This is a genomic window from Aquibacillus kalidii, assembly GCF_014280935.1.
Lineage (GTDB): Bacteria > Bacillota > Bacilli > Bacillales > Amphibacillaceae > Aquibacillus_D > Aquibacillus_D kalidii.
Window position 1 is genome coordinate 47,000 of sequence record NZ_JACLZI010000040.1, and the last position, 23,806, is coordinate 70,805.

The 23,806-nt window shown below is 34.8% G+C and carries 25 protein-coding genes; 1 reads left to right on the top strand and 24 read right to left on the bottom strand.

What is annotated here, in order from left to right:
• Window positions 1–151: 151 nt before the first annotated feature.
• The 8 genes from H7K77_RS11885 to H7K77_RS11920 form a co-directional block, all read right to left on the bottom strand.
• A complete protein-coding gene (locus tag H7K77_RS11885; RefSeq protein WP_186578064.1) occupies window positions 152–292 on the bottom strand; it encodes a hypothetical protein in 141 nt (46 codons plus the stop codon).
• 61 nt (window positions 293–353) lie between these two features.
• Window positions 354–1,343 carry a helix-turn-helix domain-containing protein gene (locus tag H7K77_RS21530; RefSeq protein WP_186578065.1) on the bottom strand — a complete coding sequence of 330 codons (990 nt, stop codon included), beginning with the start codon at window positions 1,341–1,343 and terminating at the stop codon, window positions 354–356.
• 701 nt (window positions 1,344–2,044) lie between these two features.
• Window positions 2,045–2,974 (bottom strand): hypothetical protein, encoded by a 930-nt coding sequence (locus tag H7K77_RS11895; RefSeq protein WP_186578066.1) that lies wholly within the window; start codon window positions 2,972–2,974, stop codon window positions 2,045–2,047.
• Window positions 2,975–3,011: 37 nt separating this feature from the next.
• Window positions 3,012–3,605, bottom strand: a complete 594-nt coding sequence (locus tag H7K77_RS11900) for a hypothetical protein (protein WP_186578067.1) — start codon at window positions 3,603–3,605, stop codon at window positions 3,012–3,014.
• A gap of 418 nt (window positions 3,606–4,023) precedes the next feature.
• Window positions 4,024–4,443 carry a hypothetical protein gene (locus tag H7K77_RS11905; RefSeq protein WP_186578068.1) on the bottom strand — a complete coding sequence of 140 codons (420 nt, stop codon included), beginning with the start codon at window positions 4,441–4,443 and terminating at the stop codon, window positions 4,024–4,026.
• A gap of 123 nt (window positions 4,444–4,566) precedes the next feature.
• Window positions 4,567–4,710, bottom strand: a complete 144-nt coding sequence (locus tag H7K77_RS11910) for a hypothetical protein (protein WP_186578069.1) — start codon at window positions 4,708–4,710, stop codon at window positions 4,567–4,569.
• Window positions 4,711–4,740: 30 nt separating this feature from the next.
• Complete coding sequence (locus H7K77_RS11915) at window positions 4,741–5,787, bottom strand: AimR family lysis-lysogeny pheromone receptor (protein WP_186578070.1); 1,047 nt, start codon at window positions 5,785–5,787, stop codon at window positions 4,741–4,743.
• A gap of 29 nt (window positions 5,788–5,816) precedes the next feature.
• Window positions 5,817–5,993: a hypothetical protein gene (locus H7K77_RS11920; RefSeq protein WP_186578071.1), complete on the bottom strand. Its 177-nt coding sequence runs from the start codon at window positions 5,991–5,993 to the stop codon at window positions 5,817–5,819.
• A gap of 263 nt (window positions 5,994–6,256) precedes the next feature.
• On the opposite strand from H7K77_RS11920, the gene H7K77_RS11925 reads away from it, so the two are divergent.
• Window positions 6,257–6,523: a helix-turn-helix domain-containing protein gene (locus tag H7K77_RS11925; protein ID WP_186578072.1), complete on the top strand. Its 267-nt coding sequence runs from the start codon at window positions 6,257–6,259 to the stop codon at window positions 6,521–6,523.
• A 141-nt stretch (window positions 6,524–6,664) separates the two neighbouring features.
• On the opposite strand, the gene H7K77_RS11930 is transcribed toward H7K77_RS11925, so the two are convergent.
• From H7K77_RS11930 to accC, 16 genes are all read right to left on the bottom strand, one after another.
• Window positions 6,665–7,498 (bottom strand): helix-turn-helix domain-containing protein, encoded by an 834-nt coding sequence (locus H7K77_RS11930; protein ID WP_186578073.1) that lies wholly within the window; start codon window positions 7,496–7,498, stop codon window positions 6,665–6,667.
• 179 nt (window positions 7,499–7,677) lie between these two features.
• Window positions 7,678–8,673, bottom strand: coding sequence for a tyrosine-type recombinase/integrase (locus H7K77_RS11935; RefSeq protein ID WP_328701102.1), 996 nt, complete (start codon window positions 8,671–8,673; stop codon window positions 7,678–7,680).
• A 162-nt stretch (window positions 8,674–8,835) separates the two neighbouring features.
• Entirely contained in the window at window positions 8,836–9,618 is a 783-nt protein-coding gene (gene spo0A, locus H7K77_RS11940) for a sporulation transcription factor Spo0A (RefSeq protein ID WP_186578074.1), read from the bottom strand.
• Between the two features lie 344 nt (window positions 9,619–9,962).
• Window positions 9,963–11,246 (bottom strand): SpoIVB peptidase, encoded by a 1,284-nt coding sequence (spoIVB, locus tag H7K77_RS11945; protein WP_186578075.1) that lies wholly within the window; start codon window positions 11,244–11,246, stop codon window positions 9,963–9,965.
• Between the two features lie 314 nt (window positions 11,247–11,560).
• Complete coding sequence (gene recN / locus H7K77_RS11950) at window positions 11,561–13,291, bottom strand: DNA repair protein RecN (protein ID WP_186578076.1); 1,731 nt, start codon at window positions 13,289–13,291, stop codon at window positions 11,561–11,563.
• 37 nt (window positions 13,292–13,328) lie between these two features.
• Entirely contained in the window at window positions 13,329–13,778 is a 450-nt protein-coding gene (gene ahrC, locus H7K77_RS11955; RefSeq protein ID WP_186578077.1) for a transcriptional regulator AhrC/ArgR, read from the bottom strand.
• 125 nt (window positions 13,779–13,903) lie between these two features.
• Window positions 13,904–14,734, bottom strand: coding sequence for a TlyA family RNA methyltransferase (locus H7K77_RS11960; RefSeq protein ID WP_186578078.1), 831 nt, complete (start codon window positions 14,732–14,734; stop codon window positions 13,904–13,906).
• A 3-nt stretch (window positions 14,735–14,737) separates the two neighbouring features.
• Window positions 14,738–16,639 carry a 1-deoxy-D-xylulose-5-phosphate synthase gene (dxs, locus tag H7K77_RS11965; RefSeq protein ID WP_186578079.1) on the bottom strand — a complete coding sequence of 634 codons (1,902 nt, stop codon included), beginning with the start codon at window positions 16,637–16,639 and terminating at the stop codon, window positions 14,738–14,740.
• Window positions 16,640–16,675: 36 nt separating this feature from the next.
• Window positions 16,676–17,260, bottom strand: coding sequence for a hypothetical protein (locus tag H7K77_RS11970; RefSeq protein WP_186578080.1), 585 nt, complete (start codon window positions 17,258–17,260; stop codon window positions 16,676–16,678).
• A gap of 697 nt (window positions 17,261–17,957) precedes the next feature.
• Window positions 17,958–18,842 (bottom strand): polyprenyl synthetase family protein, encoded by an 885-nt coding sequence (locus H7K77_RS11975; protein ID WP_328701103.1) that lies wholly within the window; start codon window positions 18,840–18,842, stop codon window positions 17,958–17,960.
• A gap of 2 nt (window positions 18,843–18,844) precedes the next feature.
• Window positions 18,845–19,075 carry an exodeoxyribonuclease VII small subunit gene (locus H7K77_RS11980; RefSeq protein ID WP_186578082.1) on the bottom strand — a complete coding sequence of 77 codons (231 nt, stop codon included), beginning with the start codon at window positions 19,073–19,075 and terminating at the stop codon, window positions 18,845–18,847.
• Window positions 19,068–20,420, bottom strand: coding sequence for an exodeoxyribonuclease VII large subunit (gene xseA, locus H7K77_RS11985; RefSeq protein ID WP_186578083.1), 1,353 nt, complete (start codon window positions 20,418–20,420; stop codon window positions 19,068–19,070). The genes H7K77_RS11980 and xseA overlap by 8 nt, the downstream gene beginning before the upstream one ends.
• A 20-nt stretch (window positions 20,421–20,440) precedes the next feature.
• A complete protein-coding gene (gene folD / locus H7K77_RS11990; RefSeq protein ID WP_186578084.1) occupies window positions 20,441–21,292 on the bottom strand; it encodes a bifunctional methylenetetrahydrofolate dehydrogenase/methenyltetrahydrofolate cyclohydrolase FolD in 852 nt (283 codons plus the stop codon).
• A gap of 15 nt (window positions 21,293–21,307) precedes the next feature.
• A complete protein-coding gene (nusB, locus tag H7K77_RS11995; protein WP_186578085.1) occupies window positions 21,308–21,688 on the bottom strand; it encodes a transcription antitermination factor NusB in 381 nt (126 codons plus the stop codon).
• A gap of 289 nt (window positions 21,689–21,977) precedes the next feature.
• Window positions 21,978–22,373 carry an Asp23/Gls24 family envelope stress response protein gene (locus H7K77_RS12000; protein WP_186578086.1) on the bottom strand — a complete coding sequence of 132 codons (396 nt, stop codon included), beginning with the start codon at window positions 22,371–22,373 and terminating at the stop codon, window positions 21,978–21,980.
• Window positions 22,374–22,440: 67 nt separating this feature from the next.
• A complete protein-coding gene (gene accC, locus H7K77_RS12005; RefSeq protein WP_186578087.1) occupies window positions 22,441–23,796 on the bottom strand; it encodes an acetyl-CoA carboxylase biotin carboxylase subunit in 1,356 nt (451 codons plus the stop codon).
• Between the last annotated feature and the right edge of the window lie 10 nt (window positions 23,797–23,806).

A 23,806-nucleotide genomic window follows, 5' to 3' on the forward strand; every position in this document is an offset into this window, starting at 1 on the left:
ACGTATCAACTCCTTTCATTTCAAATTCAACTTTAATCATTCATAAAACTTATCTATCAATCCAAGCAAATCATCTAAAGCAGTATCAGATATTAAAACCACATTCATTTCCTCTTCTATTTCTGCAGGTATGTATAACAACTTTTCACCCCTAACCTAATATTTCTCTTGACCAAAAATCAACCAATGCATCATCTGCTATTTTATTATCTTCTTCATTGATCGAGTAAGACAAATGGACTTTAATTTTGTTATCAGATATATCTTTTAAATAGATTCTTTCATCATCCAATTTTGTCCGTTCATATACTCGATTGTTGAATATACATTTACTTTTAATTTTTAATCACCTCCTAGACTACTTCGTAATATTGATCTCCATCTAAACCAAATTTATTAAGATCATTTTGCATATCATCACTAATTGGACTTTCACCCCATTCTTGATCTGTTTTAGCATGCTCATCCAAGTTAGCAAAAGGATTGTATTCCTGTTGTTGGGGCTGCTCGTCTTCAACAATCGGCTCTGATTCCTTAACCCCTTTTCTTTTTAAATATTTATCTATAGTTGTTCCATGTACGTCTGCAAAGCTGCTTATAACCTTGATACTTTTTAAAACGGCATGTTCAAATTTGATACCTTTCTTATCATTTTTTTTGACGTATGTAGCAATAAGATTATGTTTGTTTAATTCGATGAGCATGTCTGATACTTTATCCTTGTGACAATTTAAAAACTCAGCCATCGTTTCAATCCTTGCCCATGCCTTTTCTTCTCCGCCATTGGATAATCTCAACAACAATAGGTATAACATCAATTCTCTGGAAGTGAGTTTACATTCATCGTAAATGTAGTTTATCGTTTTATAATTAATCGTTATGTAGAAATCGTCTGGTTTAACTAAAGGATCATCCTTCAACTTTCCTTTATCATCTTTAATTTGTTTTATCTTAGGAACATCCGTGGCTTCCAACACAATTAATTTATCCTTGCCATTCTCAGCATCAAACGTTGACCAATCATCTATTGTATGGTTCTTAATCACCCCAACATCCTCTAACGATTGTAATAATTCAATTAACTTTTTGTATGATAACCTTTTAACCTTATTTATCTTGGTGAATTTGATTAGCTCAGACAACGTAATCCTAAACACATGATATTGATAATCTTTGTAACTATCTGCGTGTATAATTTGGTGATACCTGAAACGGAATAATTGTAAATAAAGATTTATCCCCTCCTCTTTTATTTCCTTATAAATGGATTGACTACCACACTTTTCACCAAACCACAGTGACTTGATTTTCATACTGCTTACACAAAAATTGTTAAATTGCACCTGAATAAATACCTCCATTAATGATTAAATTTTGAATAACATGTAAAGAATAAATAATAAACAACAAAGGGAAGAAGGTTTTGAACTTAATCTTTCAAGGAATTAATCTATAACGGGGAAATTGGTTTTTATTTTCACCGTGAGATATTAATTTAAATTTACTCTAAATTATTAGTTCAAGTTCACTTAATCCCGTTTTTGTCATTAAATTTGGATTTTGGATAATTTGTAATCCTGTTTTTGTCACAGTTTTTCAGACCACTTTTCTAAAAACCTTGATATATCAACATTCTTTGTCGTCTCCTATACATACCGTTTTTGTCACTGATTCTTTAATTTTGGACATTTTGTAATCCCGTTTTTGTCACAGGTGTTATGCAATCGTCCTAATTATTACGCATATATAGTTGTTTTTTCGCAATAAAGCCTGTTAAATCAAGGTTTCATACCGTACCGTTTTTGTCACTGTACTCTTGTAAAGCGTTATCTAATTCATCGGTGATAGGGAATAAATAAAAGTCTTTCCATGTTTTAGGATGGATACCGTGACAGATATAAGATAACGATCTATCACGTTTTAGGAATTTGAGTAATTTTTTATCATAACAGAAAAAATATTGTTTCATTCTTTGGGTAGCACTCCTTTGGGTAATTGTTAATGTTGTAAGATGTAATGTTACATTATGTAATAATAGATGTTGTTATTTTAGTTTTTTTCTAAAATCGTCGTACATTGTTTTATACTCTTGAAATAACTTTGCATTTCCACCGTGATCTGGATGTAATATCTTTAATACTCGTTTAAACTCCTTTTTAACTTCACTGTCTGTAACATTAGACGATAAACCTAATTTTTCACGATAGTTAATGTTGTTTTGTGCAATATTAGAGAATAATTTAGACCAGTCATAGTTAGATTGTTTAGAGCCTTCATTTTTTCTTTCGATAATTAATTCTTCTAATTGATCAAGTAGCGAATCAATCTCATCCTTTGTTGAACCTTTTACTAATTGATTGTCTATTTCTTTGTTAGTGTTAAACAGTCTACCTTCTAGTGACACTGTCAGTTCAATATATCTGTTCATTTGTTTACCTGTTATAGCTGAGTAATTAATTAACAAATCGTAGAAACTTGACCTTTCACGAATCTGTTTGCAATTTCTATAACTCAAATCAATGTCTCTGATTTTATTCTGAACGTTTATAGAAAAAAGAGATAACCATTCAGCTATATCTAAATCCAACTGATACTCTAATTCTTTAAAACATGGGTGTAAGTTTTTGGATAGTCTGTTAACCCTTTTACTAAAATCGTCCTCATAATCTGGAACTTTTTCTTTCAATTCCTTATTTTCCTTTTCCAACTTCCAAATTTTAATCTCTAATTCCGAATTTTGTTCGTAAATTTCATCTATTGATTTACTCAGTTCTTTATTCTCAATCTCTTTATACATGCCTGTCCTTTTGTCTATAAAACTGATTAAACTAGAATAACTAATATCAAATCCAGCTTTACGATATTCTGACCGTGTAGCCTTAATCTCCCCTTCTCTCAGCCATCTTCTAACCGTTTGAATATTATCGGTCACACCTGCCTCTTTTAACTTCTCAAACGCTTCATTTGTGTTCATTTGAATAACCTCCTAAATTTGATTAAATTCTTGATAATTATTTCACTACTTTCAGATAACTTGGTCTAACCTTCTTGATACCAAATGAACGTCCATTATTGTCAACCATATATTCCTTGCCGGTGTGATCCATATATTGTTTGTATGTATTAATTCCTACTTTATTTGCCCATTCTTCAGCTATCGAAGGCTTACCTTCAAATTTCCGAATATTACTCATAATATTTAAACTAGCAACCAAAAACACTCTTACAGTCAAATTGTCATATTCCATTAAGAAGTGAGAAGATTGATCACCTATGATATTATCCATTCCTATTTCGTTTACCGTTTCCATTGTTGAGAAGAAATCTTTAACTCCCCATTTTTCACCGTCATAAGTTTTACGGATAGGAAAAACCGTCATAAATTCTCTTGGAGTCAACCTTTCCACAGACTCTTTAATTACATTAACTAATTGAAAGTCATGCATCGCTCCTTGGTAATCAACAGCTTTATACTTACTGTTTACAGACTTAATACCGTTAAAAATAATCTTCTTTAAAGTGTCCTTATCTATGTTTTCAACATCCTCTGCCGCATCCTTTAACGTGCTTGATAATGCGTCTAAATACAATTCACTTTTACTCATTTAATCTCTCCCTTTTTAAATTATTTTTTGATTCTCTATTGCATTTATCCCAGTAGTGGTATATTATATAATTAAGATAAAAGTTAAAATTAGCCACAAGTATATACATGACTTAATTAAAAGAATAGAAAAGTTAACTCCACCGAATTAGATGGAGCTTTTTCCTATGCATAAATATCCTTAAATTAATTATACATCAAAGATGGTCAAATATCAATACCATATTACTATATAGTTTGTCAATATTTATTTATTAAGTTGTGTTTATGCGCTATCATTAATAATTGTTCTGCATATTGTCTAAGTGCGTTATCATAAACCATTTCAGATTCCTACGTTTTTTCTTTCTTTTTAATTGTCGCTTTGAAAGTATAATGTTTTTTAATATCCATACCGGAATCGAACCTCCTTTAAAGATTTATAGTTTGATCATGAAATCATCTGATTCTTCTTCATAATCCATATCCCAATCTTTCAAGATATTAATAAAAGGAACTTCTACTAAATCTTGTATCTTTTCATACAATTCATTGTGTGTTATATTTGAATTGTCCATTAACGAGATATATCCAACAGTGACAGGCTCTTGAACTACCACTTCAAGGGTCTGTTTTTTATTTGTTTTCATTCCTTCAATAAATTCTTCTAAACTCATTGTTACCTGCTTACGCTTATGCGTTCGATATAATCCTAAGTCCTCTGCAATTACTCCTGTATAAAACTTGTCCATAAACTCAACGAAGTCCTTATGCTCTTTGATGAGGAACAAAAATTGCCTCTGATGATCTCCTTGATTGATTCCTAGTTCGGACATTGCTTCTTCTACTTTAAAATTCATTTTTCTCTCCCCTTGTTCACGTTTTTTTATTTTAAAATTTTTGTGAATATCTCTTAAAATTACTAAAGACGCTACCCTTAATAAAAAAGGTAACGTCTTATTAATTATGTAAGTCTAGGTTGTTTAACCTACTGGAGGATCAGGATCTTTTTGTAAGCCAATATTTATTACAGTTTTATCACCTTTGCCTACTGGTGGATCTGGATCAAGAAAACCAAAGCTTATGATTAATGCAAGAGTACCTAACAACAATAAACCTTTTTTCAATTTTATCACCCCCTTTCAATTTTTGGAAGATTAAATATTATTTACCATTGATTTAACTAGGCTTGTTTTTATTCCCATGTCCAACAATGCCTGTTCAGGAAGTTGAGCAAGGAACCTATCTTTGTTGTTAGTAAATCTAGATAAAGATTCCAACAATAAGTATTGATCATTAGATTGAATCCCTTCTAGATACAAATCTAAAGCATCATCATTATCACGTTCAAACTCATTGTTTAGATTGTTAGACATAATCATGTTTAGCTTATCAAATCGTAAATGAATATCATGGACAACCTTCTCAGAATATGCTTCATTAAAATACTTAATTGACACATTGGCATAGTGATTCATTTTTAATTGAGAGTCATTGAAATAAGACAGTGCAATAACATGATAAGCGAATGCTGTATAACTAATACCTACGTCTGAATCAATTATCTTAAATGCATACTTACGTGCTTGTAGCGGTATGTTTAATACTCTTAAAGATATGTGCGAATACATTTGATACATCCTAGCCTGGTATGATGATTTAATGTAGCCGTCTTCTAGTTCATCAGATTTTAATTTTGCTAAGTTGTAGATCTGTTCAACTAAGTCAAACTTTTTTAGTTCATAGAAGTGATACATTTGCATAATTTGTTTGAATAGATGTAGTTCAACATTTTTACTATCTGAACAGATAATTGCATTGTACATCTCATTACTATTTATTGAACCACTTTTCCACTTAAGATGAGTATCATAGATGAATGACCATTGATTTAATTCTTTATTACTGTAACTATTGCTTTTATTTATCAATTCTTTTAATCCGTCAAAATAATGGTGAGTGCTGCAGTACTCCATTGCGACTTTAATGTGTTTTGGCTTGTCTATTTCTTTACAATATTGAACCATAAATTCTTCTTCTTTTTCTGGAGCCAGTAATTTAACAATATCCAAAACCAGTTCAACTTCAATTTTCTGGCCATCTAAAAATTTGAAGATAGTTCCCTGTGAGCAATTTACTTTTTTGGCAATCTCTTTGTATGTGTAATCTTTTACTTCCATAACGTTAAGTAAGTGTCTTCTCATCTATTGCAGCCCCCAGTCTTAATTTAATTTTAAATTATTCTATCACTAGCGTTTATTAATTCATTCCCTTGGTAGTAGTCAGTTGCAAAGACAACTCCATCTTTACGCAATGATCTCTCAAGGTTGCATAGTTTATCGAAGTCAGTAAATACCCAAGACTGATATTCCCCGTTTTCGTCATAATACCGGATGTTCCAACGCTCCATGCTACTCACTCACCTTTGCTAATAATTTAGGCATTAATCAAAGTTAAGTAAAGGAACAGTGCTGCTAATATGCCTAGTGATATATAAAATCTGTTTATTGTTTTCTCTTGCATTTATTCACCCTCCCAAGTTCTAAAAGTTCGACTTCTTGTATATTATAGTATTAAATATCGAACAACAAGTCAATGCTTTTGATACAACTTATCGAACTTTTTTTAAAAAAATGATATAATCATATCAAATATAAGGGAGGATCTAAACTTATGGTAAAGAAAGAAAGGCGTAAAGCTACTACAATAAAAATCAGTTACAAACCGTTTGAAAAAACATTGATTGATAAGGATAAAAAGAAAGTTGATTTAAAAAATGATTTAGGCATTTCACCTTCTACACTTCAAAAAATGAAACATGGAGAGTACATAGCCTTAGATGTAATAGTGTTGCTTTGTGAGTACTTAGATTGCGACAGTATATCCGATATAGTTGAAATAGTGCCTGTTGATGACAAGGAGATAATAATTGAACAATAATATTAAACCCAAGATATCTAAGAATGAAAAAGGAGAATCCATTATCTACATTCCTGGCATAGGAACATTTTCTGAAGTGGGTTCACCCAATATTGAAAAGTTAGTTCGACTGCTATTAAGACATGATGAAATAACCAGTAATTAGCCTTCATTTAACCAGTCATAGTAAAGCGTATTTGAACTATTATGTACCTCAGAACGCTTTATTTGATGGAATACGTTAATTAGACCACCATAAAAATATTGATTGAATGTGGTACGGATATAACCGTTCTTATAGGCAAATACTGTAGTCTTAAATACTTTAATTACTTGATCTACATAATGATTAATAGGCATACTTAATCTAGCTTTGTTATAAGCTATTAAGACACGTTTCCACAATCCATATACTTGTGACGGATTAAAGAATGATTTTGCTATGTCAATAAATGATTTATTAACGTTGGTTGGGATAAAAGACGAATCTAACAGTGACAAGTTGTCCCGATTCAAAGTTGAATCCGGCTTTACGTTATTACTTTGTTTAGAAATGTTTATACTCTGCTTATATTCTGTTTCACTAGAAAATTTTGTCCGTTGAGATCTACTCTCTGTAGGTTCAATCACCTCATTATCAGAGTGACATTCAGAATGACTTTCAGACTGCCACTGTTGGATAACAAAGATGTTTGAACCTTGCTTACCTGTATTTTTTCTTGTTTTAATTTTTTTGATAATCCCATAATCAACTAATGAATTAATCGCTCTTATAACTGTTCTGGGGCTTATAGAGAGACGTTGTGCGATTGTAGCATATTTACTAAAGCTAACACCTATAAACTTTACTGAGTGTTGCTGTAAGTCTCTAAGGACTTTGTATGTAGATTCGTTGAGGTCAAATTTGTGATGTTTAAAGAAGTTATTGATATTAGTATCCATTGATTTGATTGAATTAAACGAAACTTCATTTTGAAGTTCTCTGATATTTAACATGAGTTTCTCCCCTTGAACCGTCCATTAGGGAAAATTAGTCATAACTAAATAAACGTTTGCCAAAACGCTTTTTTTCGATTATAATATTTGTAGTTGATTAAATATTTTGACCTCTACGCCAATAGAGATTAATCGAGTATGACTATCCTTTTATGGATGGTCTATTTTTTTGTTTAATTTTATAAATCCAAATTATTTAATGGTGAATGCCTCTGATAATTAAGTCTTATTTCATCATCTGTAAAGTCCAAGTAAGCCCTAGCCGTTACTTCTGCGGAAGAATGTCCTAGAATTCTGCTTAGTGTGGAAAAATCTCCTTGTGATCCTTTTCCACTACCTATTCCACCTGTCAAATAATACTTAGCAAATGAATTTCTCAACAAATGAGGATGTACATTTATATTAACTTTTTCCCCAACCTTTCTTAATGACCGTTCAAAATTTCTAACGTCTTGTTTAGTTCCTCTAATTGTTGGAAAAAGATAATCACTATCACTAAACCTATCCCTGTATTGAATCCATCTTTTTAGATCTACATTCATTTTTCGAGAAAAATAAACATACCTCTCCTTGTGATTTTTTGGATTTCTAACGAGTAATGAACTGTACTTAAAATCAATGTCATTCGGCATTAATTCAACACATTCTCCAGCCCTTATTCCAGTGTCAAGACATAACCTTACTTGAATCCACAGCCTATACTCATGAAATTTTGTAATGTCCATGGTATTTAGAAGCCTTTTTATTTCCTCAGGTTTCAATAGTTGTTTCTGTTTCCGTGTAGGCTTAATATTCTCGATATTTTCAACGGGATTTCTGACAATTTCTCTTTCCTTATATAAAAAATTAAAAAATACCTTAATGTTCCTTAAATAGTTTGCGATTGTAGTGTCTGAAAGAGAGTGACCCAGATCTGTTCTACGGTCTGGATAGTTTATTTTCGAATAATGACCATTAGATACAACAGTATATTTGCCCCTTTCACGTAAATATTTAATATACTGCCTTATATGACCACTTCTAATTTCATTTACCTCAGTTATTTTGTGTTCGTTTTCCAGATACAACTGAAACAAACGTATTGTTTGTTCGTATGATTTTAGACTCTTGCGACTTAAATTTTTTGAATCGCAATAAAGCATAAAATTATCCAAGTGAAATTCAATATTTTTCACAACAAAAAAGCCTCCCATCCCATTGTTTTTTACACAATGAATAAGAGACTTTTTAGTACAGTCAACCCTAAGTTGTTTATTGGTACAAAACAATGTTAGTTGGTCAACTGTGTCACGATTTTCATTTACATAAACCTTTATAAACCTTACTCCCACAAGGGATTAACTTGCGCGGTGCTCTAAACGAAGACGATCTGCAACCATTGCGATAAATTCACTATTGGTTGGTTTTGCTTTAGAAATACTAACTGTGTAACCAAATAGAGAAGAGATTGAATCCATATTCCCTCTGCTCCAAGCAACTTCAATGGCGTGGCGAATTGCTCTTTCTACACGGGATGCAGTAGTATTATATTTCTTTGCTATATCTGGATATAACACTTTCGTAATAGACCCTAATAATTCAATATCCTTATAAACCATTGTAATTGCTTCACGAAGATACATATAGCCCTTAATATGCGCTGGTACGCCGATTTCATGAATAATGTGAGTGATATTTGTTTCGAGGTCTAGTTTCTTCGTTTCTGTAACCCTTTGTTTAGGAATTTTATTTTCTATTGTCGTCTTAACACCGTGGGTTTGTCTTACTTGATCTGCTAAATTCTCAAGATCAAAAGGCTTAAGAATGAAGTAAGATGCACCTAAGTCTACAGCTTTCTTTGTTACCTCTTCTTGGCCGAATGCCGTTAACATAATAACATTGGGGTGTTTTGCCCTATTTTGTTCTTTAATTTTCCCAAGAACTGCAAGGCCGTCCACATGAGGCATAATAATATCAAGAACCAAGACATCTGGTTCGATCTCATTCATTAATTCTAAACATTCTTTCCCATTATAAGCTGTACCGATGACTTCGATATCGGATTGATCCTCAAAATATTCCTCCATCATTTGGATTAGCTCTCGATTGTCATCGACCAAACATACTTTAATTTTTTCCACTCCAAGTTCCTCCTAACGTAGTCCTGTTCCACCTTACATTTTCGACACAAGTTCGAAATTTCCTTCTTTTAGCCAAAAAAGATTTGATTTTTTTAAGATTACTTTACTTTTCTCTCATTTACTTAGTATTTCGAGTAATTATGACAAGTATTTCGTGCTTTTGTCGAAAAATCTTTATATTAATTATAGCACATTTACCCAAAGTTTCCTATAAATTTATTCTTTATAATATATTTCGAAGTTTATCGTATATCTTTATCATATTGTAAAAAGTTGAAATTTATTAGTATTTTTTAAAGTTATGTAGCAAAAAAGCTCTTATCTGTGATAAGAGCTTTTTTGCTTTAGCTTGCTTCTTGTTGTCCCTTGTATATATCTATACCCGCTTCATGTAACATCCATTCTATATGCACACCATACCCAGACGTTGGATCGTTTACAAATACATGAGTCACTGCTCCAACCACCTTACCATCTTGAATGATTGGACTACCGCTCATCCCTTGAACTATTCCTCCAGTTTTATTTAGGAGTTCTTCGTCCGTAATTTTGACGATCATCCCTTTTGTTGCCGGGTGATCTTGTTCCACACTATTAACAATTTCAACATCAAATTCTTCTACCTTTTCGCCTTCTACAACAGTCAAAATCTTTGCCGGTCCTTCTTTTACTTCCTCTGGAAGGGTGATTGGCATTGGCTTATTATATTTACTACCGGAAAGCTTCTTATCCAATTCTCCAAATACACCAAATGGCGAATTCTTGGTAATATTCCCTATCTTATTACTACCTGCAGAAAATTCAGCTTTCTTTTCTCCAGGTGTTCCATTTGAACCTTTTTGTATTGACTTAATTGTGGAGCGCATAATAGTACCGTCATTAATTTCTATTGGTTCTCTTGTATCCATATCGGAAATAACATGGCCTAGAGCTCCATATTTTTTCGATTCGGGATGATAAAAGGTCATAGTACCGATCCCTGCTGCTGAATCTCTGATATACAAACCTATTCGATATTTTTCATCCTTAGCATCTAGATAAGGCTTCAATTCCGTATCTAACTTTTTTTCTCCTCTTTTAATTTTAACCTGTAATGCTTCATTGTTTTTTCCAGCTTTCTCTACAAGAGGAGTGACTTCTTTCATATTACTAATTTTTTTACCATTTATACTTAAAATCGTATCGCCAACCTCAATCTCGGCTTCTTCACCAGGTGAAACTTGTCCATCAGCTGTATCAACTAAATGATGTCCTACCACTAATACACCCAAAGTTTGTAGGTTGACACCAATGGATTGACCACCAGGTATAACTCTAAAATCATCTAAAACATCCACATTAACCCTTTTAATAGGAATACCAGCCATTTCGTACACAAGGTCTGTCTGGCCACTAGCTAAAGGTTTAAATTCTGACGAGCCAATTGCATGAATAACTTCATCATTAGGAGTTGAACTTACTGTAACACTTTTCCCCATCGTGGGGACACTAATGGAACTTTGGTTATTAAAAGTAGTGATTTGATTTGGTATTGAAAGGTATGTCTGAATTGGTGTAATAAATGGAATACAAAGGAAAGCAACAAGGAGCATAATTCCTATTCCATTACGAATCCATTCTGATCTCATCATTTCACTCTCCTCGTTCCTAACCCATTTTTTATTTTTATCTGTACTTCTAATTTGACCTTACGCAAAGTGTTTTAAACCTTGCAAAGTTAAGAAATTAGGGTGAACTTTCCCTTAACTAACAAGAATTTCTTTTGTATATTTCTCTTTTTCCTAATCAACATTTCTCCTTCTCTTCTAGTTAGCATAACCTTATTACATCATTTAAATCACAAGAAATTGTTGGCTATTTTAACTAAAAAGCTATAGAAATCTGAATACCCACGAGCAAACGAAGCTATATAAAAAACCCCACTCAATCATGAGCAAGGTTTTTAGCGTTTATCCTTAAACATATCTGCGAGTTTAATTAACTCCTTCGCATGTTCTTTTGAAGTGTCAGTTAACTCTGAGCCTGTTACCATACGTCCTATTTCTTCAATTCTTTCTCGTTTACTTAACTCCATGACTGAGGTACTTGTTCGCTCATTTGTCACATGTTTTTCAATTAACAAATGAGTATCTGCCATGGACGCAACTTGTGGTAAATGGGTAATACATAGCACTTGTGAACCAGAAGATATACCGTATATTTTTTCTGCAATTGCTTGTGCAACACGTCCACTTACTCCAGTATCGACTTCATCGAAAATAACACTCGTTACTCCTTGATGTTTTGCGAAAATCTTTTTTAAAGCCAACATAATTCTTGATAACTCCCCACCGGAAGCAACCTTGTTGATTTCTTTTAAAGGTTCTCCTGGATTGGTAGTAATGAGAAAACGAACTAGATCATATCCATTGGCAGAAAGACTAACTGGTGTGCCTCCATACTTCGGATCATCCTCTTTTCCCTTATTAACAGATATGGAAACATCAAATGCAGCCTTCTCCAGATATAAATCTTTTAGTTCTTGGTGAATATCTTTTATTAAAGATTGTGCAGCTTCTTTTCTAATATCGTGAAGTTGCTTTGCCTCTAAAATAACATCTTGTCCGAGTTCTTCTAGTTCATGCGCTAGCTTTATCAGGTGAGAATCCCGATTAATAATTTCATCTATTTCTTCTTCAATTTTCGCCAAGTATTCTAATATCTCTTCAACTGTTACGCCATACTTCTTCTTCAAGCGGTTAATCTCATTAATTCTGCTCTCCAATAAGTTCAATCGTTCAGGATCAAATTCTAAATTGTCAATATAATTTCTTAAATCAAATGATAATTCCTCAATTAAATAATAGTGATTAGAGAACTCTTCTTTCTTTCGTAATAAACCTTCATCATATTCGCTTGCTGTTTCAATTCCATTCAATGCCAAGGATAACCAATCCAACCCTTTTTGTTCCCCGTAAAGAGCATTATAAGCATCATTTATTCCTTGATAAATTTTTTCAAAATTAACAAGCTTATCACGCTCTTCAACTAACTGGATATCTTCGCATGGTTGTAGATCTGCTTCTTGTAATTCATTAAGTTGAAACTGGAGCAAATCTAATCTCTGAGCCATTTCTTGTTCATTTTCACTCCACTTACTATATTTCTTTTTAAGTTCTCTCCACTTTCTAAACACTTGGTAATACTCGTCTTTCACCTGTGCCATTTCTTCGGATCTATATAAATCAAGTAACTCAATATGCCGATCACTATCCATTAGCGACTGAGTCTCATGCTGGCTATGTATGTCAATTAAAGCTTTGCCAAACTCTTTCAAGATGGCAAGAGTTACTAATTTCCCATTAACTCGACAGATACTTTTCCCGTTAGCTGTTATAGTTCGATTGAGAACGATCATTCCATCTTCTTTGATTTCAATTCCATATTCCTTCCCTTTTTGAAAAATAGTGTGGTTGCTATCCTCAATCGTGAATAGTCCTTCTAAAACAGCCTTGTTTGTTCCGTATCGAACAAATTCAACTGATCCCCTACCCCCTGTTAACAACTCTACAGCATCAATGATAATTGATTTTCCCGCACCAGTTTCCCCAGTTAGTACAGTTAACCCTTCATTAAATGTGATCGTAATTTCATCTATAATCGCAAAATCTTTTATGGAAAGCTCCGTTAACATGTTCCATCCACTCCAATCGTGGCGAAAATATATCTATTTATAACATTTCTAACAAGCGTTCTTTAATAATTGTCGTATCTGGTTCTGTTCTACAAATAATGAGTATCGTATCATCACCACAAATTGTACCAAGAATTTCTTGCCATTCCAGATTATCAATTAAAGCACCGACAGCATTTGCATTCCCCGGCAATGTTTTTAATACAATAAAGTATCCCGCAGTATCAATACGAATAAATGCATCCATAATTAATCTCTTAAGTTTTTCTAATGGATTAAATCGTTGATCAGCCGGCAAGCTATATTTGTATCTTCCGTCAATCATTGGAACCTTTACAAGGTGTAATTCTTTTATATCACGAGAAACAGTTGCTTGTGTAACGTTATAACCTAAATTTCTAAGTTCTTCGACGAGTTCATCTTGGGTTTCAATATCGTTATCTGTGATCAATTCTCTAATCTTAATATGTCTTTGGCCTTTGTTCACCTTGTCCTACCTCCTTTACCTTTGTTTGTTTGCTTAACATATAACGAGAAAAAAGGACTACACCTGCTGTAGTCCATGTAAATCGTGTTACATCAAAAGCATCGACTAAATCAGGAAATTTATAATCAATCTTTATCTAGAGTTTGATGGGCTTCATTGACCACATTGTCAATTTCGACATCAATCGAGACAATTCCTTCTTTAGTTTCTACCTCTTCTCGTCTATTTAACCATGCCAAAAATTCTATGTTACCATCTCCTCCTGTAATTGGAGAAAACGTTAAGCCTCTCAAGCTATAGCCTTCTTGTAGTGCAAAAGTTAAAATCTTAGACAACACTTGTTTATGTGTTTGTGGATCTCTCACAATTCCCTTTTTTCCTACTTGATCTTTCCCTGCTTCAAACTGTGGCTTAATTAATGCGACTATATTACTTCCTGGTTCAAGTAATTTAGCTAGAACTGGTAATATTAGCTTCAGCGATATGAATGAAACATCAATAGAAGCAAATTCAGGTTTTCCCTCAGTAAGCATATCAGGTGTGACATATCTAAAATTAGTTCTTTCCATGACGACTACTCTATCGTCATTTCGAAGCTTCCAATCAAGTTGATTATACCCTACATCAATAGCATAGCTTAGCTTTACACCATTTTGTAATCCGCAATCTGTAAATCCACCGGTGGAAGAACCTATATCGATCATGATTTTATTTTCAATGTTTAAATCAAACACTTTTAATGCTTTTTCAAGCTTTAGTCCCCCACGACCGACATAAGGAATAAGTTTGCCTTTAACTAATAATGGAATATCTTCATCCACTTTCATACCAGGTTTATCTAAGCGGCTCTGCTCGGAATAAACTAACCCAGCCATAATTGACCTTTTCGCTTTTTCCCTTGTATCAATTAAATTGCGTTCAACTAACAAAACGTCTAATCTAACTTTTTTTCCCATTAATCACTCAAGCTCTCTAATTGTACTTTTTCCTGACACCAAATGTTGTACTTGATTAACGACTTCGTCTGTAGTTAATCCAATTTCCTCTAGAAGTTGTTCTACATTCCCATGTTCAATAAAACGGTCTGGAATTCCCATTCGTTTAATATCGACATGATCATACTGATTGGATTCTGCGAATTCTAAAATAGCACTACCAAATCCACCTTGAAGAACAGATTCTTCTAATGTTAGTATCGGAATATTTGATGACATTATGTCATGTAACATATTTTCATCCAATGGCTTAATAAACCGAGCATTCACAACGCGAAGAGATATTCCCTTTTCAGATAATGCTTTGTGTGCTTCAACTGCCATTTGGATTGTAGTTCCAAAAGTTAATAAGACAGCATCAGAACCTTCCTTCAAAGTTTCCCATGTGCCGATAGGGATAGTGGTTAATGAATCATCCATCGGAACACCGATTGCTGTATCACGGGGATATCTTAAAGCTATAGGTCCGTCATTATACGAAATTGCAGTGTTTACCATATGTTGGCACTCATTTTCATCCTTAGGCATCATAATCACAATGTTAGGCATATGTCTTAGGAAGGAAATATCAAAGACTCCTTGATGTGTTTCACCGTCAGCTCCCACTAAACCTGCCCGATCGATTCCAAAGGCAACATTTAAATTCTGCCTACACACATCATGAAGCATTTGGTCGTAAGCACGTTGTAAAAATGTAGAATAAATTGCAAGAAACGGCTTCATCCCCTGTGTTGCTAATCCAGCTGACATTGTTGTAGCGTGTTGCTCCGCTATCCCAACATCAAACAAGCGATCTGGATATTCCTTCTGAAACTTGTCCAATTTTGAGCCAAGAATCATAGCTGGAGTTACAACAGCAAGGCGTTTATCTTCTTTTGCAATTTTAAATAACGTATCACTAACAACCTGACTCCATGCAGGAGGAGCGTTTACTGGCTTGATCTTTTCGCCGGAATCAATCTTATATGGTCCAACACCATGCCACTTATCTTTTTTATCTGACTCAGCAGGATAATAGCCTTTTCCTTTTTGTGTCATAACATGAATAAGGACTGGTCCTTCGGTTTTCTTTGCGTATTGAATATTTTCGTGTAGATCGGCAAAATTATGACCATCCACAGGCCCGTAATAAGTAAAGCCAAATTCCTCAAATAACATCCCAGGTACCATAAAATATTTCATGCTATCCTTTATACGCTCTGCCGTTTGTGCCAATCTACCACCTACAGCAGGAATTTTTTTAAAGAGCCACTCTAACTCATCTTTTACTCGTCTATATTTCCCCGCGCTTCGCATCCGACCGAGTGCCTTGTGCAAAGCACCTACATTATTTGCAATGGACATTTCATTATCATTTAATATGACAATCATATTCTTCTTTTCATGGCCAATATGATTTAAAGCCTCTAAAGCCATTCCACCTGTTAAAGCACCGTCACCGATAATAGGAACAATGTAATTATTGTCTCCTTTTAAATCTCTAGCTATAGCCATACCCATTGCAGCAGACAAAGAAGTAGAACTATGTCCCGTTTCCCAAACATCATGTTCACTTTCACTCATTTTAGGAAAGCCACATAATCCTTTATATTGCCTAAGTGTTTCAAATTGATCTGTTCGACCAGTTAGCATCTTGTGGATGTAGGACTGATGTCCAACATCAAAAATAAATTTATCTTCCGGACTGTTAAAATTTTTGTGCAACGCTAACGTTAATTCAACAACACCTAAATTGGCGCCTAAATGGCCTCCCGTAACAGATAATTTGTTTATTAAAAACTGTCGGATTGCAAATGCTAATGCATCTAATTCTTCGTTTGATAATTTTTTTAAGAACGAAGGATCCTTAATTTTGGTAAGATCCATAATGGGATTCCTCCCCTTCTACATATTTGACACATATTATTTTTTATCTTGTGGCAATACTTTGATTTTAAGTTTTTCTTCTATAATAGCAACTACTTTGCCTGCGAAAAAAACAATACTTGTGGAGGAATGAATAGCAAAAAACTTTCCAATTGCTTTTCCACCTACCGTTAATGCTGCCACTACACTTGTAAGTAAAACATTAATTGTTAGTTGTAAAGTTGATCCCTCAGCATAGCCCAATGAATTTGCTAATTGAAGTACTACAAATGTGGAGGCAGTACCACTTATAATACCTGAAATATCTCCAATTACATCGTTACAAAAGCTAGCAACTCGTTCGGCATTTCTTACAATTGTAATCGCTTGCTTTGCTCCAGGGACACGCTCTGCTGCCATTGCATGAAAAGGCGGCTCCTCTGCAGCTGCAGATGCTGTACCAAGCATATCAAAAAGAACCCCAATAAGCACAATTAATAGGACTATAATTAGCCCTATTACCCACATCACTCCGCTTAACACAGAGGAAGAGATGACTGAAAAAATAGCCGCTAACACAAACGTGATAACGGCGATACCTAAGCTAAATTTTATCGACTTTTGCAACTGCTTTTTTAACATCATATACCCTCATTATATATAAATAAATCTCATTCTTATGTAATAGGAATGGTCATCTAAAAGGTAAAAACTGCGGCTTAGGTCCAGTAGGTTTTCCCAGGTGGGTACCGAATGTTGCCATTCTGGCGGTTCCCCTTTAAACCCACCTTAGCGTTGTCACCAACAGCTAGACTGGATTACCACTTAGTCCACACTATAATCCCTTTTAAATGTCCTTATGGAACAGTCTAGGAGATTTCCTCTACAGCCCTTAACCGTTTCCTAGCCTCTTTTGCAGTGCTGATTTCATATGGATGAAAATACTAAAGCTAGTGGCCATCTAGCTTATAGCACCTATAACCATAATCCCCTCAAACACCACTCAAGGCAGGCTACGCTACTCATTAGAGTTCCCCACCCTAATGACGTAGGTTCATACCCCATTCCATGGTGATTCCTTGGCTAAGCAATCACCACAGAGATGGGCCTCCGCGGAAGTAGGGTCCTCGCCCACATGCCTTTGTGGATCGCCCTACAACCTTAACTCCCAGCACCAACCCAAGGCTGGGCGCCTCAAGCCGGCACAAGGAACTTCATCGATGTGCCCTTTGGCGGATTTTTAGGCCCGCCTTCAGAAACGGAGAGCTGACTAGAATACTGCACCATTCCATGGTATTTAATAATATAACATAGAATACTTAAATACTCAATCTGATAATTAATAGTTTCTATTACTCAAATAATCAGTTAATTCCTCTAATACTGAATGCTCAATACCTGCTTTATACAATGCTATTTTTGCTTTCGCCACATAATCATTTTTCTTCTTTATGGCTCCCTCTATACCTAGTAATTTAGGATACGTACTTTTATAATTCCCTTCGTCGCTTCCTACAGGCTTACCGATAGTTTCCTGGTCACCTGTCACATCAAGAATATCATCCTGCACTTGAAAAATTAGGCCTAGATAATTGGAAAAATGCTCGATCGATTCCAGTTGTTCCTTAGTCGCTCCACCTATAAAAGCTCCACCCACAATTGCAAAGTTTATTAGCTGTCCTGTTTTTAAACGATGAATCTGTTCAAGTTCTGCTAAACTCGAATCGACCTTTTCCGCTTCCATATCTAACACTTGTCCTGCAACCATTCCTGTTGGTCCACTTGCTTTTGATAAAATACGGATCAGAAAAAGCTTCTGCTCTGACGATAAATGAGGGAGGCTAACAATATGCTCAAAGCTATACGTTAATAATCCATCACCTGCCAAAATAGCAGTAGCCTCATCAAATTTACGATGGTTTGTTGGCTTTCCCCTTCGAAAGTTATCATCATCCATCGCAGGAAGATCATCATGGATCAATGAATACGTATGTATCATCTCGAGTGCGATAGCTACTGGTAAAACAGACTTGTAATTACCTCCATAAGATTCACAACTTGCCATCATTAAAATAGGGCGTAGTCTTTTCCCACCAGCTTCTAAAGAATATAGCATAGAGTCTTTCAACCGAGATGGCGCTTCAAGGTTACTTATTTGCTTAATAAGTTCATCGGTAACGAGTTGTTGACGCTCCGCAAGATAAGTTGAAAAGTTATTGGTCACGCTCATTCTTCCCCCTGGATAGAAAATGCTTTAAATTCTCCTTGTTCGTTCACTATTTGTTCCATTTGTTTTTCAACATTTGATAGTTTTTCACTGCACAATTTCGATAATTTCATACCGTCTTGATAATAGTTTATCGCTTTTTCTAGAGGTACTTCTCCTTCTTCAAGCTTTTCAACTATATCTTCTAATTGCTTCATTGCCTCTTCGAATGATATTTCTTCTTTACTCATCTTTTTTATCCTCCTCTATCCCCGACACTTGACAATCTAACGTTCCATCTAAAACCTTTATAGAAACTTGATCTCCCAGTTGTATTTGTTTAGTGGACTGGATAACTTTTCCATCCTTAGAATAAGAAATAGAATAACCGCGCTTCATTGTATTCAGTGGATTCAGTAGTGTTAGTTTATCAATAGTAGATGAAAACCTTTTTTCTTTCACCTGTACACTATTGTTTATTGCTCGATTCATTCGGGAAACAAGCTGAGACATATCCTGACTTAATTGAATAATTTGTTTGTTCGGGTGTTGTTGTGTTAACCGCTTATGTATGTTTAACCATTGCTGACTCTGGTTAGTTTGTAGGTTGTTTAGTGATTTAGTAAGCCGCTCAACATTTCTATCTAACTCTTGCTCTTTTTGCTTAACAAGCTGTTCAGGATAACGAAAAGCATACGACTTCGCTAGTTGTTCTAGACGTTCTTTCGATTTAGTTAGACTTGTCTTAAGCGTTCTTTCTAAGGAGCGCGTTAAGTTTCCAATTCTCTCCCTTAGCTCATCCTGTGAAGGAACTGCTAATTCAGCAGCGCCTGTTGGAGTTGCTGCACGTAGGTCAGCAACAAAGTCACTGATTGTAAAATCTGTTTCATGACCAACTGCTGAGATAATAGGAACAGTTGAACGAGCAATTTCTCTTGCAACAACCTCTTCATTGAAGCTCCACAGTTCTTCTATGGAACCTCCCCCTCGGCCAACAATGAGAAGATCAAATTTATCAAGTTGATTAGCAAAAGATATTGCCCTTGCGATAGAATTTGCTGCATACTCCCCTTGCACAAGTACAGGAATCACAGTAACACCGACAATCGGATATCGCCTTCTTATTGTCGTTAAAATATCTCGTACCGCCGCTCCTGTAGGCGATGTTATAACGCCAATTTGTTTTGGAAACTTTGGCAGTGCAAGCTTTCTACTCGGATCGAACAACCCTTCTTTACCTAATCTGTCTTTTAATTGCTCAAAAGCAAGATAAAGGGAGCCTATACCATCTGGCTCCATTTCTTGAATATACAGTTGGTACTGTCCTTGAGGTTCAAATATACTTACTTCTCCCTTAACTAGAACACTCATACCATTTTCTGGTTGAAACTTTAACAAACGATTGTTCCCAGCAAACATAACAGCTTGGATCCTAGAATTATCATCTTTTAATGTTAAATAGATATGACCACGACTATGACGTTTAAAATTAGAAATCTCAGCCTTTAACCAAACATTTCTTAAATGTTTATCAAGCTCAAATTTACGTTTCATGTATTTAGTTAATGCAGTGACAGTTAGGTACTTGTCATTCACGTATTAACACCTTCGCCTTATCATTGATTAAATTGTTTAGCCGATTTGATTGTATTATGTAATAGCATAGTAATAGTCATAGGGCCAACACCTTTAGGAACTGGTGTAATATAAGCAGCTTTTTCTTTCGCAGAATCAAACTCTACATCTCCTGTTAATTTGCCGTCCTCCATTCGGTTTACCCCGACATCAATAACGACTGCACCTTCTTTTATATCTTCACCTGACAAGAAGTTAGCTCTACCTACTGCTACAATTAAAATATCGGCATCCTTTGTATATTCTTGCATATTCTCTGTTCTGGAATGACAATAGGTTACCGTTGCGTTTTCATTTAATAAAAGTTGTCCAACTGGTTTACCAACAATATTACTACGACCAATAACAACTGCTTTTTTACCCTCAATTGGAATATTTTTTGATTTTAACATTGTAATGATGCCAAATGGAGTGCACGGGAAGAACGTATCCTTACCTGCAATCATTCGTCCAATATTAATTGGGTGAAAGCCATCCACATCTTTTTCTGGAGATATAGCTTCAATAATTGCTTGTTCATTAATATGGTTTGGAAGTGGTAATTGAACTAAAATACCGTGAACAGTTTGATCACTGTTTAACTTACTAATTAGATTTAACAATTCTTTTTCTGTTGTGCTACTTGGCAATTCAATCAGATTGGATTCAACCCCCACATAGTCACATGCTTTTTGCTTCCCTCTTACATAAGATTGAGATGCTGGATCTTCCCCAATTAGAACAACAGTTAGTCCCGGAACAATCCCTTTATTCTTTAATTCTCCGACTTCTTCCTTCATTTGATTACGAAGTGACTCAGCAAGCTCACTCCCATAAATTACTTCTGCTGACATATAATAGTCTCCCCTCTATTTCAACATTTTTGATAGTACACCATTTATAAATTTCCCTGATTTCTCATCTCCATATGAATGAGCTATTTCGACTGCTTCATTAATAGCTACCCCTTGGGGTGTATCAGCACCGTAAAACATTTCATATGTAGCGATACGCAACAATGCTTTCTCTACTGAAGCCAGTCTTTCTATTGTCCAGTTTTCAAGGTTCTGTGATATTTTTTCATCTATCGCTAGTCTATGCTTATTGACACCAATGACTAGTTCCGATAAAAAATCATCCCCTCTTTCCCCTTCTAGTACATGTTCCATTGCTTCTTTTGGCTCTATGTCATTCATATCCATCTGGAATAGGATCTGAAATGCTTTTTCTCTTGCTGTTCTACGTTTCATTATAAATTCTCCTTATCAAAGTGAATCGTTTTATGCTTCATCATATGTATGTCATTTTGTGCAAAGTAAACGCATCGTTTTACATATCTGTTTCAAATGATAACATTTTCGACAATTCAATGCTATAACGTTTGCTTTTATTCAGCAAAAAAATATGATAAAAGACCTTAACGTTATAGTAGTATAGCCAAGATATCTTCTATTCTTGCTTCATCAAAATAATTCATCACTTTTTTATCTTTTGCTAGGTATTAGAAAAGGCCCAGGGAATATCCCTCGGCCAATGTTTTTATTCGTGTTCTTCCAATTCTTCTTTGTGTTCCATTTGTACGCCTACAACATGAACGTTTATTTCATCAATTTCAAGTGCAGTCATATTTTTTAAAGCTTGACGAATGTTAGTCTGTATCTTTTGAGCAACACTTGGAATAGTCGAGCCATAGTCCATGACAACATATACATCAATTAAAACCCCAGCATTTGTTAGTTCGACTTTAATACCTTTACCATGGGATTTTTTCCCTAATCTTTCAGCTACACCACTTGCAAAGTTCCCTCTTGTGTACGACACACCGGCAACTTCTGTCGTTGCAATTCCAGCGATTACTTCGATTACTTCAGGAGCAATTTCCACATTACCTAGACTTGAATCTTCACTTACATTCAACATAGAGTTTTCACTCATTTTTGCTCACTCCTTCATTTACTTTCAAAAGTACAAAACTGGTCTTACCAACCTAATTATTTAAAAACTACTCATTATCCATTATAGTATATTTTTCTAAAAACTTCGTATTAAAATCACCTTCAACAAAAACAGGATGTTCCATCATTCTACTATGGAAAGGAATCGTGGTTGATATACCTTCAATCACAAATTCATCTAATGCACGTTTCATACGATTGATGGCCTCTTGTCTCGTCGATCCATAAGTAATTAATTTTGCAATCATTGAATCATAGTATGGCGGGATACTGTACCCGGGATATGCTGCAGAATCAATTCGTACCCCTAGTCCACCTGGTGTTAGATACATATTAATCTTCCCAGGAGAAGGCATGAAATCCTTAAAAGGATTTTCTGCATTAATCCTACATTCAATTGCCCAACCATTGAATTCGATATCTTCCTGTTTGAAGGAAAGTGTTTCATTGTTAGCAATCTTGATTTGTTCTTTAATTAAGTCAACTCCTGTTACCATTTCTGTCACCGGATGTTCAACTTGAATTCTTGTATTCATTTCCATGAAATAAAACTTTTGTTCATTTTTATCAAAGATAAACTCTATTGTTCCTGCACCAGAATAATTAACAGCTTCTGCAGCTTTTACAGCCGCTTCTCCCATCCGACTTCGTGTTGTCTCATCGATAGCTGGAGATGGTGTTTCTTCTATTAGCTTTTGCAATCTTCTCTGCACAGTACAGTCACGTTCTCCTAAATGGACAACATTGCCATGATTATCTGCAAGTACTTGAATCTCTACATGGCGGAAATCTTCTATAAATTTTTCTAAATAAACACCTGGATTACCGAAAGCCTTTTCAGCTTCATTTTGGGTAACACGGATTCCTTTTACTAAATCTTCTTCAGATCTAGCAATACGGATTCCCTTACCGCCACCACCAGCAGTTGCTTTAATGATTACAGGATAACCAATTTCTGCAGCTACTTTAATCCCCTCTTCTTCGTTAGCAATAATGCCACTTGAACCCGGGACAATTGGTACCCCTGCGTCTTTCATTGTTTCTCTTGCTACGTCTTTCGTACCCATTTTCTGTATAGCGTAAGGACTTGGACCTACAAAGATAATATTACAAGCTTTGCATATCTCTGCAAAATCAGCATTTTCTGATAAAAAGCCATAGCCTGGGTGAATAGCGTCTACTTCTGTTAATGTAGCAACACTCATAATATTAGTGAAGTTTAAATAACTATCTTTGCTAAGCTTCGGACCTATGCAGTATGCTTCGTCTGCTAATTGTACATGTAAAGAATCACTGTCTGCTTGTGAATATACAGCCACTGTCTCGATTCCTAATTCTTTACAAGCCCGGATAATTCGTACTGCGATCTCTCCACGATTAGCAATTAAGAGCTTTTTAATCACACTGTCATCC

Bases quoted from the DNA above. Each gene is read 5' to 3' on its own strand.
- H7K77_RS11895 (WP_186578066.1), bottom strand. From the start codon at position 2,974: ATGAACACAAATGAAGCGTTTGAGAAGTTAAAAGAGGCAGGTGTGACC.
- H7K77_RS11900 (WP_186578067.1), bottom strand. From the start codon at position 3,605: ATGAGTAAAAGTGAATTGTATTTAGACGCATTATCAAGCACGTTAAAG.
- H7K77_RS11905 (WP_186578068.1), bottom strand. From the start codon at position 4,443: ATGAATTTTAAAGTAGAAGAAGCAATGTCCGAACTAGGAATCAATCAA.
- H7K77_RS11915 (WP_186578070.1), bottom strand. From the start codon at position 5,787: ATGAGAAGACACTTACTTAACGTTATGGAAGTAAAAGATTACACATAC.
- H7K77_RS11920 (WP_186578071.1), bottom strand. From the start codon at position 5,993: ATGGAGCGTTGGAACATCCGGTATTATGACGAAAACGGGGAATATCAG.
- H7K77_RS11925 (WP_186578072.1), top strand. From the start codon at position 6,257: ATGGTAAAGAAAGAAAGGCGTAAAGCTACTACAATAAAAATCAGTTAC.
- H7K77_RS11930 (WP_186578073.1), bottom strand. From the start codon at position 7,498: ATGTTAAATATCAGAGAACTTCAAAATGAAGTTTCGTTTAATTCAATC.
- spoIVB (WP_186578075.1), bottom strand. From the start codon at position 11,246: ATGAGATCAGAATGGATTCGTAATGGAATAGGAATTATGCTCCTTGTT.
- recN (WP_186578076.1), bottom strand. From the start codon at position 13,291: ATGTTAACGGAGCTTTCCATAAAAGATTTTGCGATTATAGATGAAATT.
- H7K77_RS11960 (WP_186578078.1), bottom strand. From the start codon at position 14,734: ATGGGAAAAAAAGTTAGATTAGACGTTTTGTTAGTTGAACGCAATTTA.
- dxs (WP_186578079.1), bottom strand. From the start codon at position 16,639: ATGGATCTTACCAAAATTAAGGATCCTTCGTTCTTAAAAAAATTATCA.
- H7K77_RS11970 (WP_186578080.1), bottom strand. From the start codon at position 17,260: ATGTTAAAAAAGCAGTTGCAAAAGTCGATAAAATTTAGCTTAGGTATC.
- H7K77_RS11980 (WP_186578082.1), bottom strand. From the start codon at position 19,075: ATGAGTAAAGAAGAAATATCATTCGAAGAGGCAATGAAGCAATTAGAA.
- folD (WP_186578084.1), bottom strand. From the start codon at position 21,292: ATGTCAGCAGAAGTAATTTATGGGAGTGAGCTTGCTGAGTCACTTCGT.
- nusB (WP_186578085.1), bottom strand. From the start codon at position 21,688: ATGAAACGTAGAACAGCAAGAGAAAAAGCATTTCAGATCCTATTCCAG.
- H7K77_RS12000 (WP_186578086.1), bottom strand. From the start codon at position 22,373: ATGAGTGAAAACTCTATGTTGAATGTAAGTGAAGATTCAAGTCTAGGT.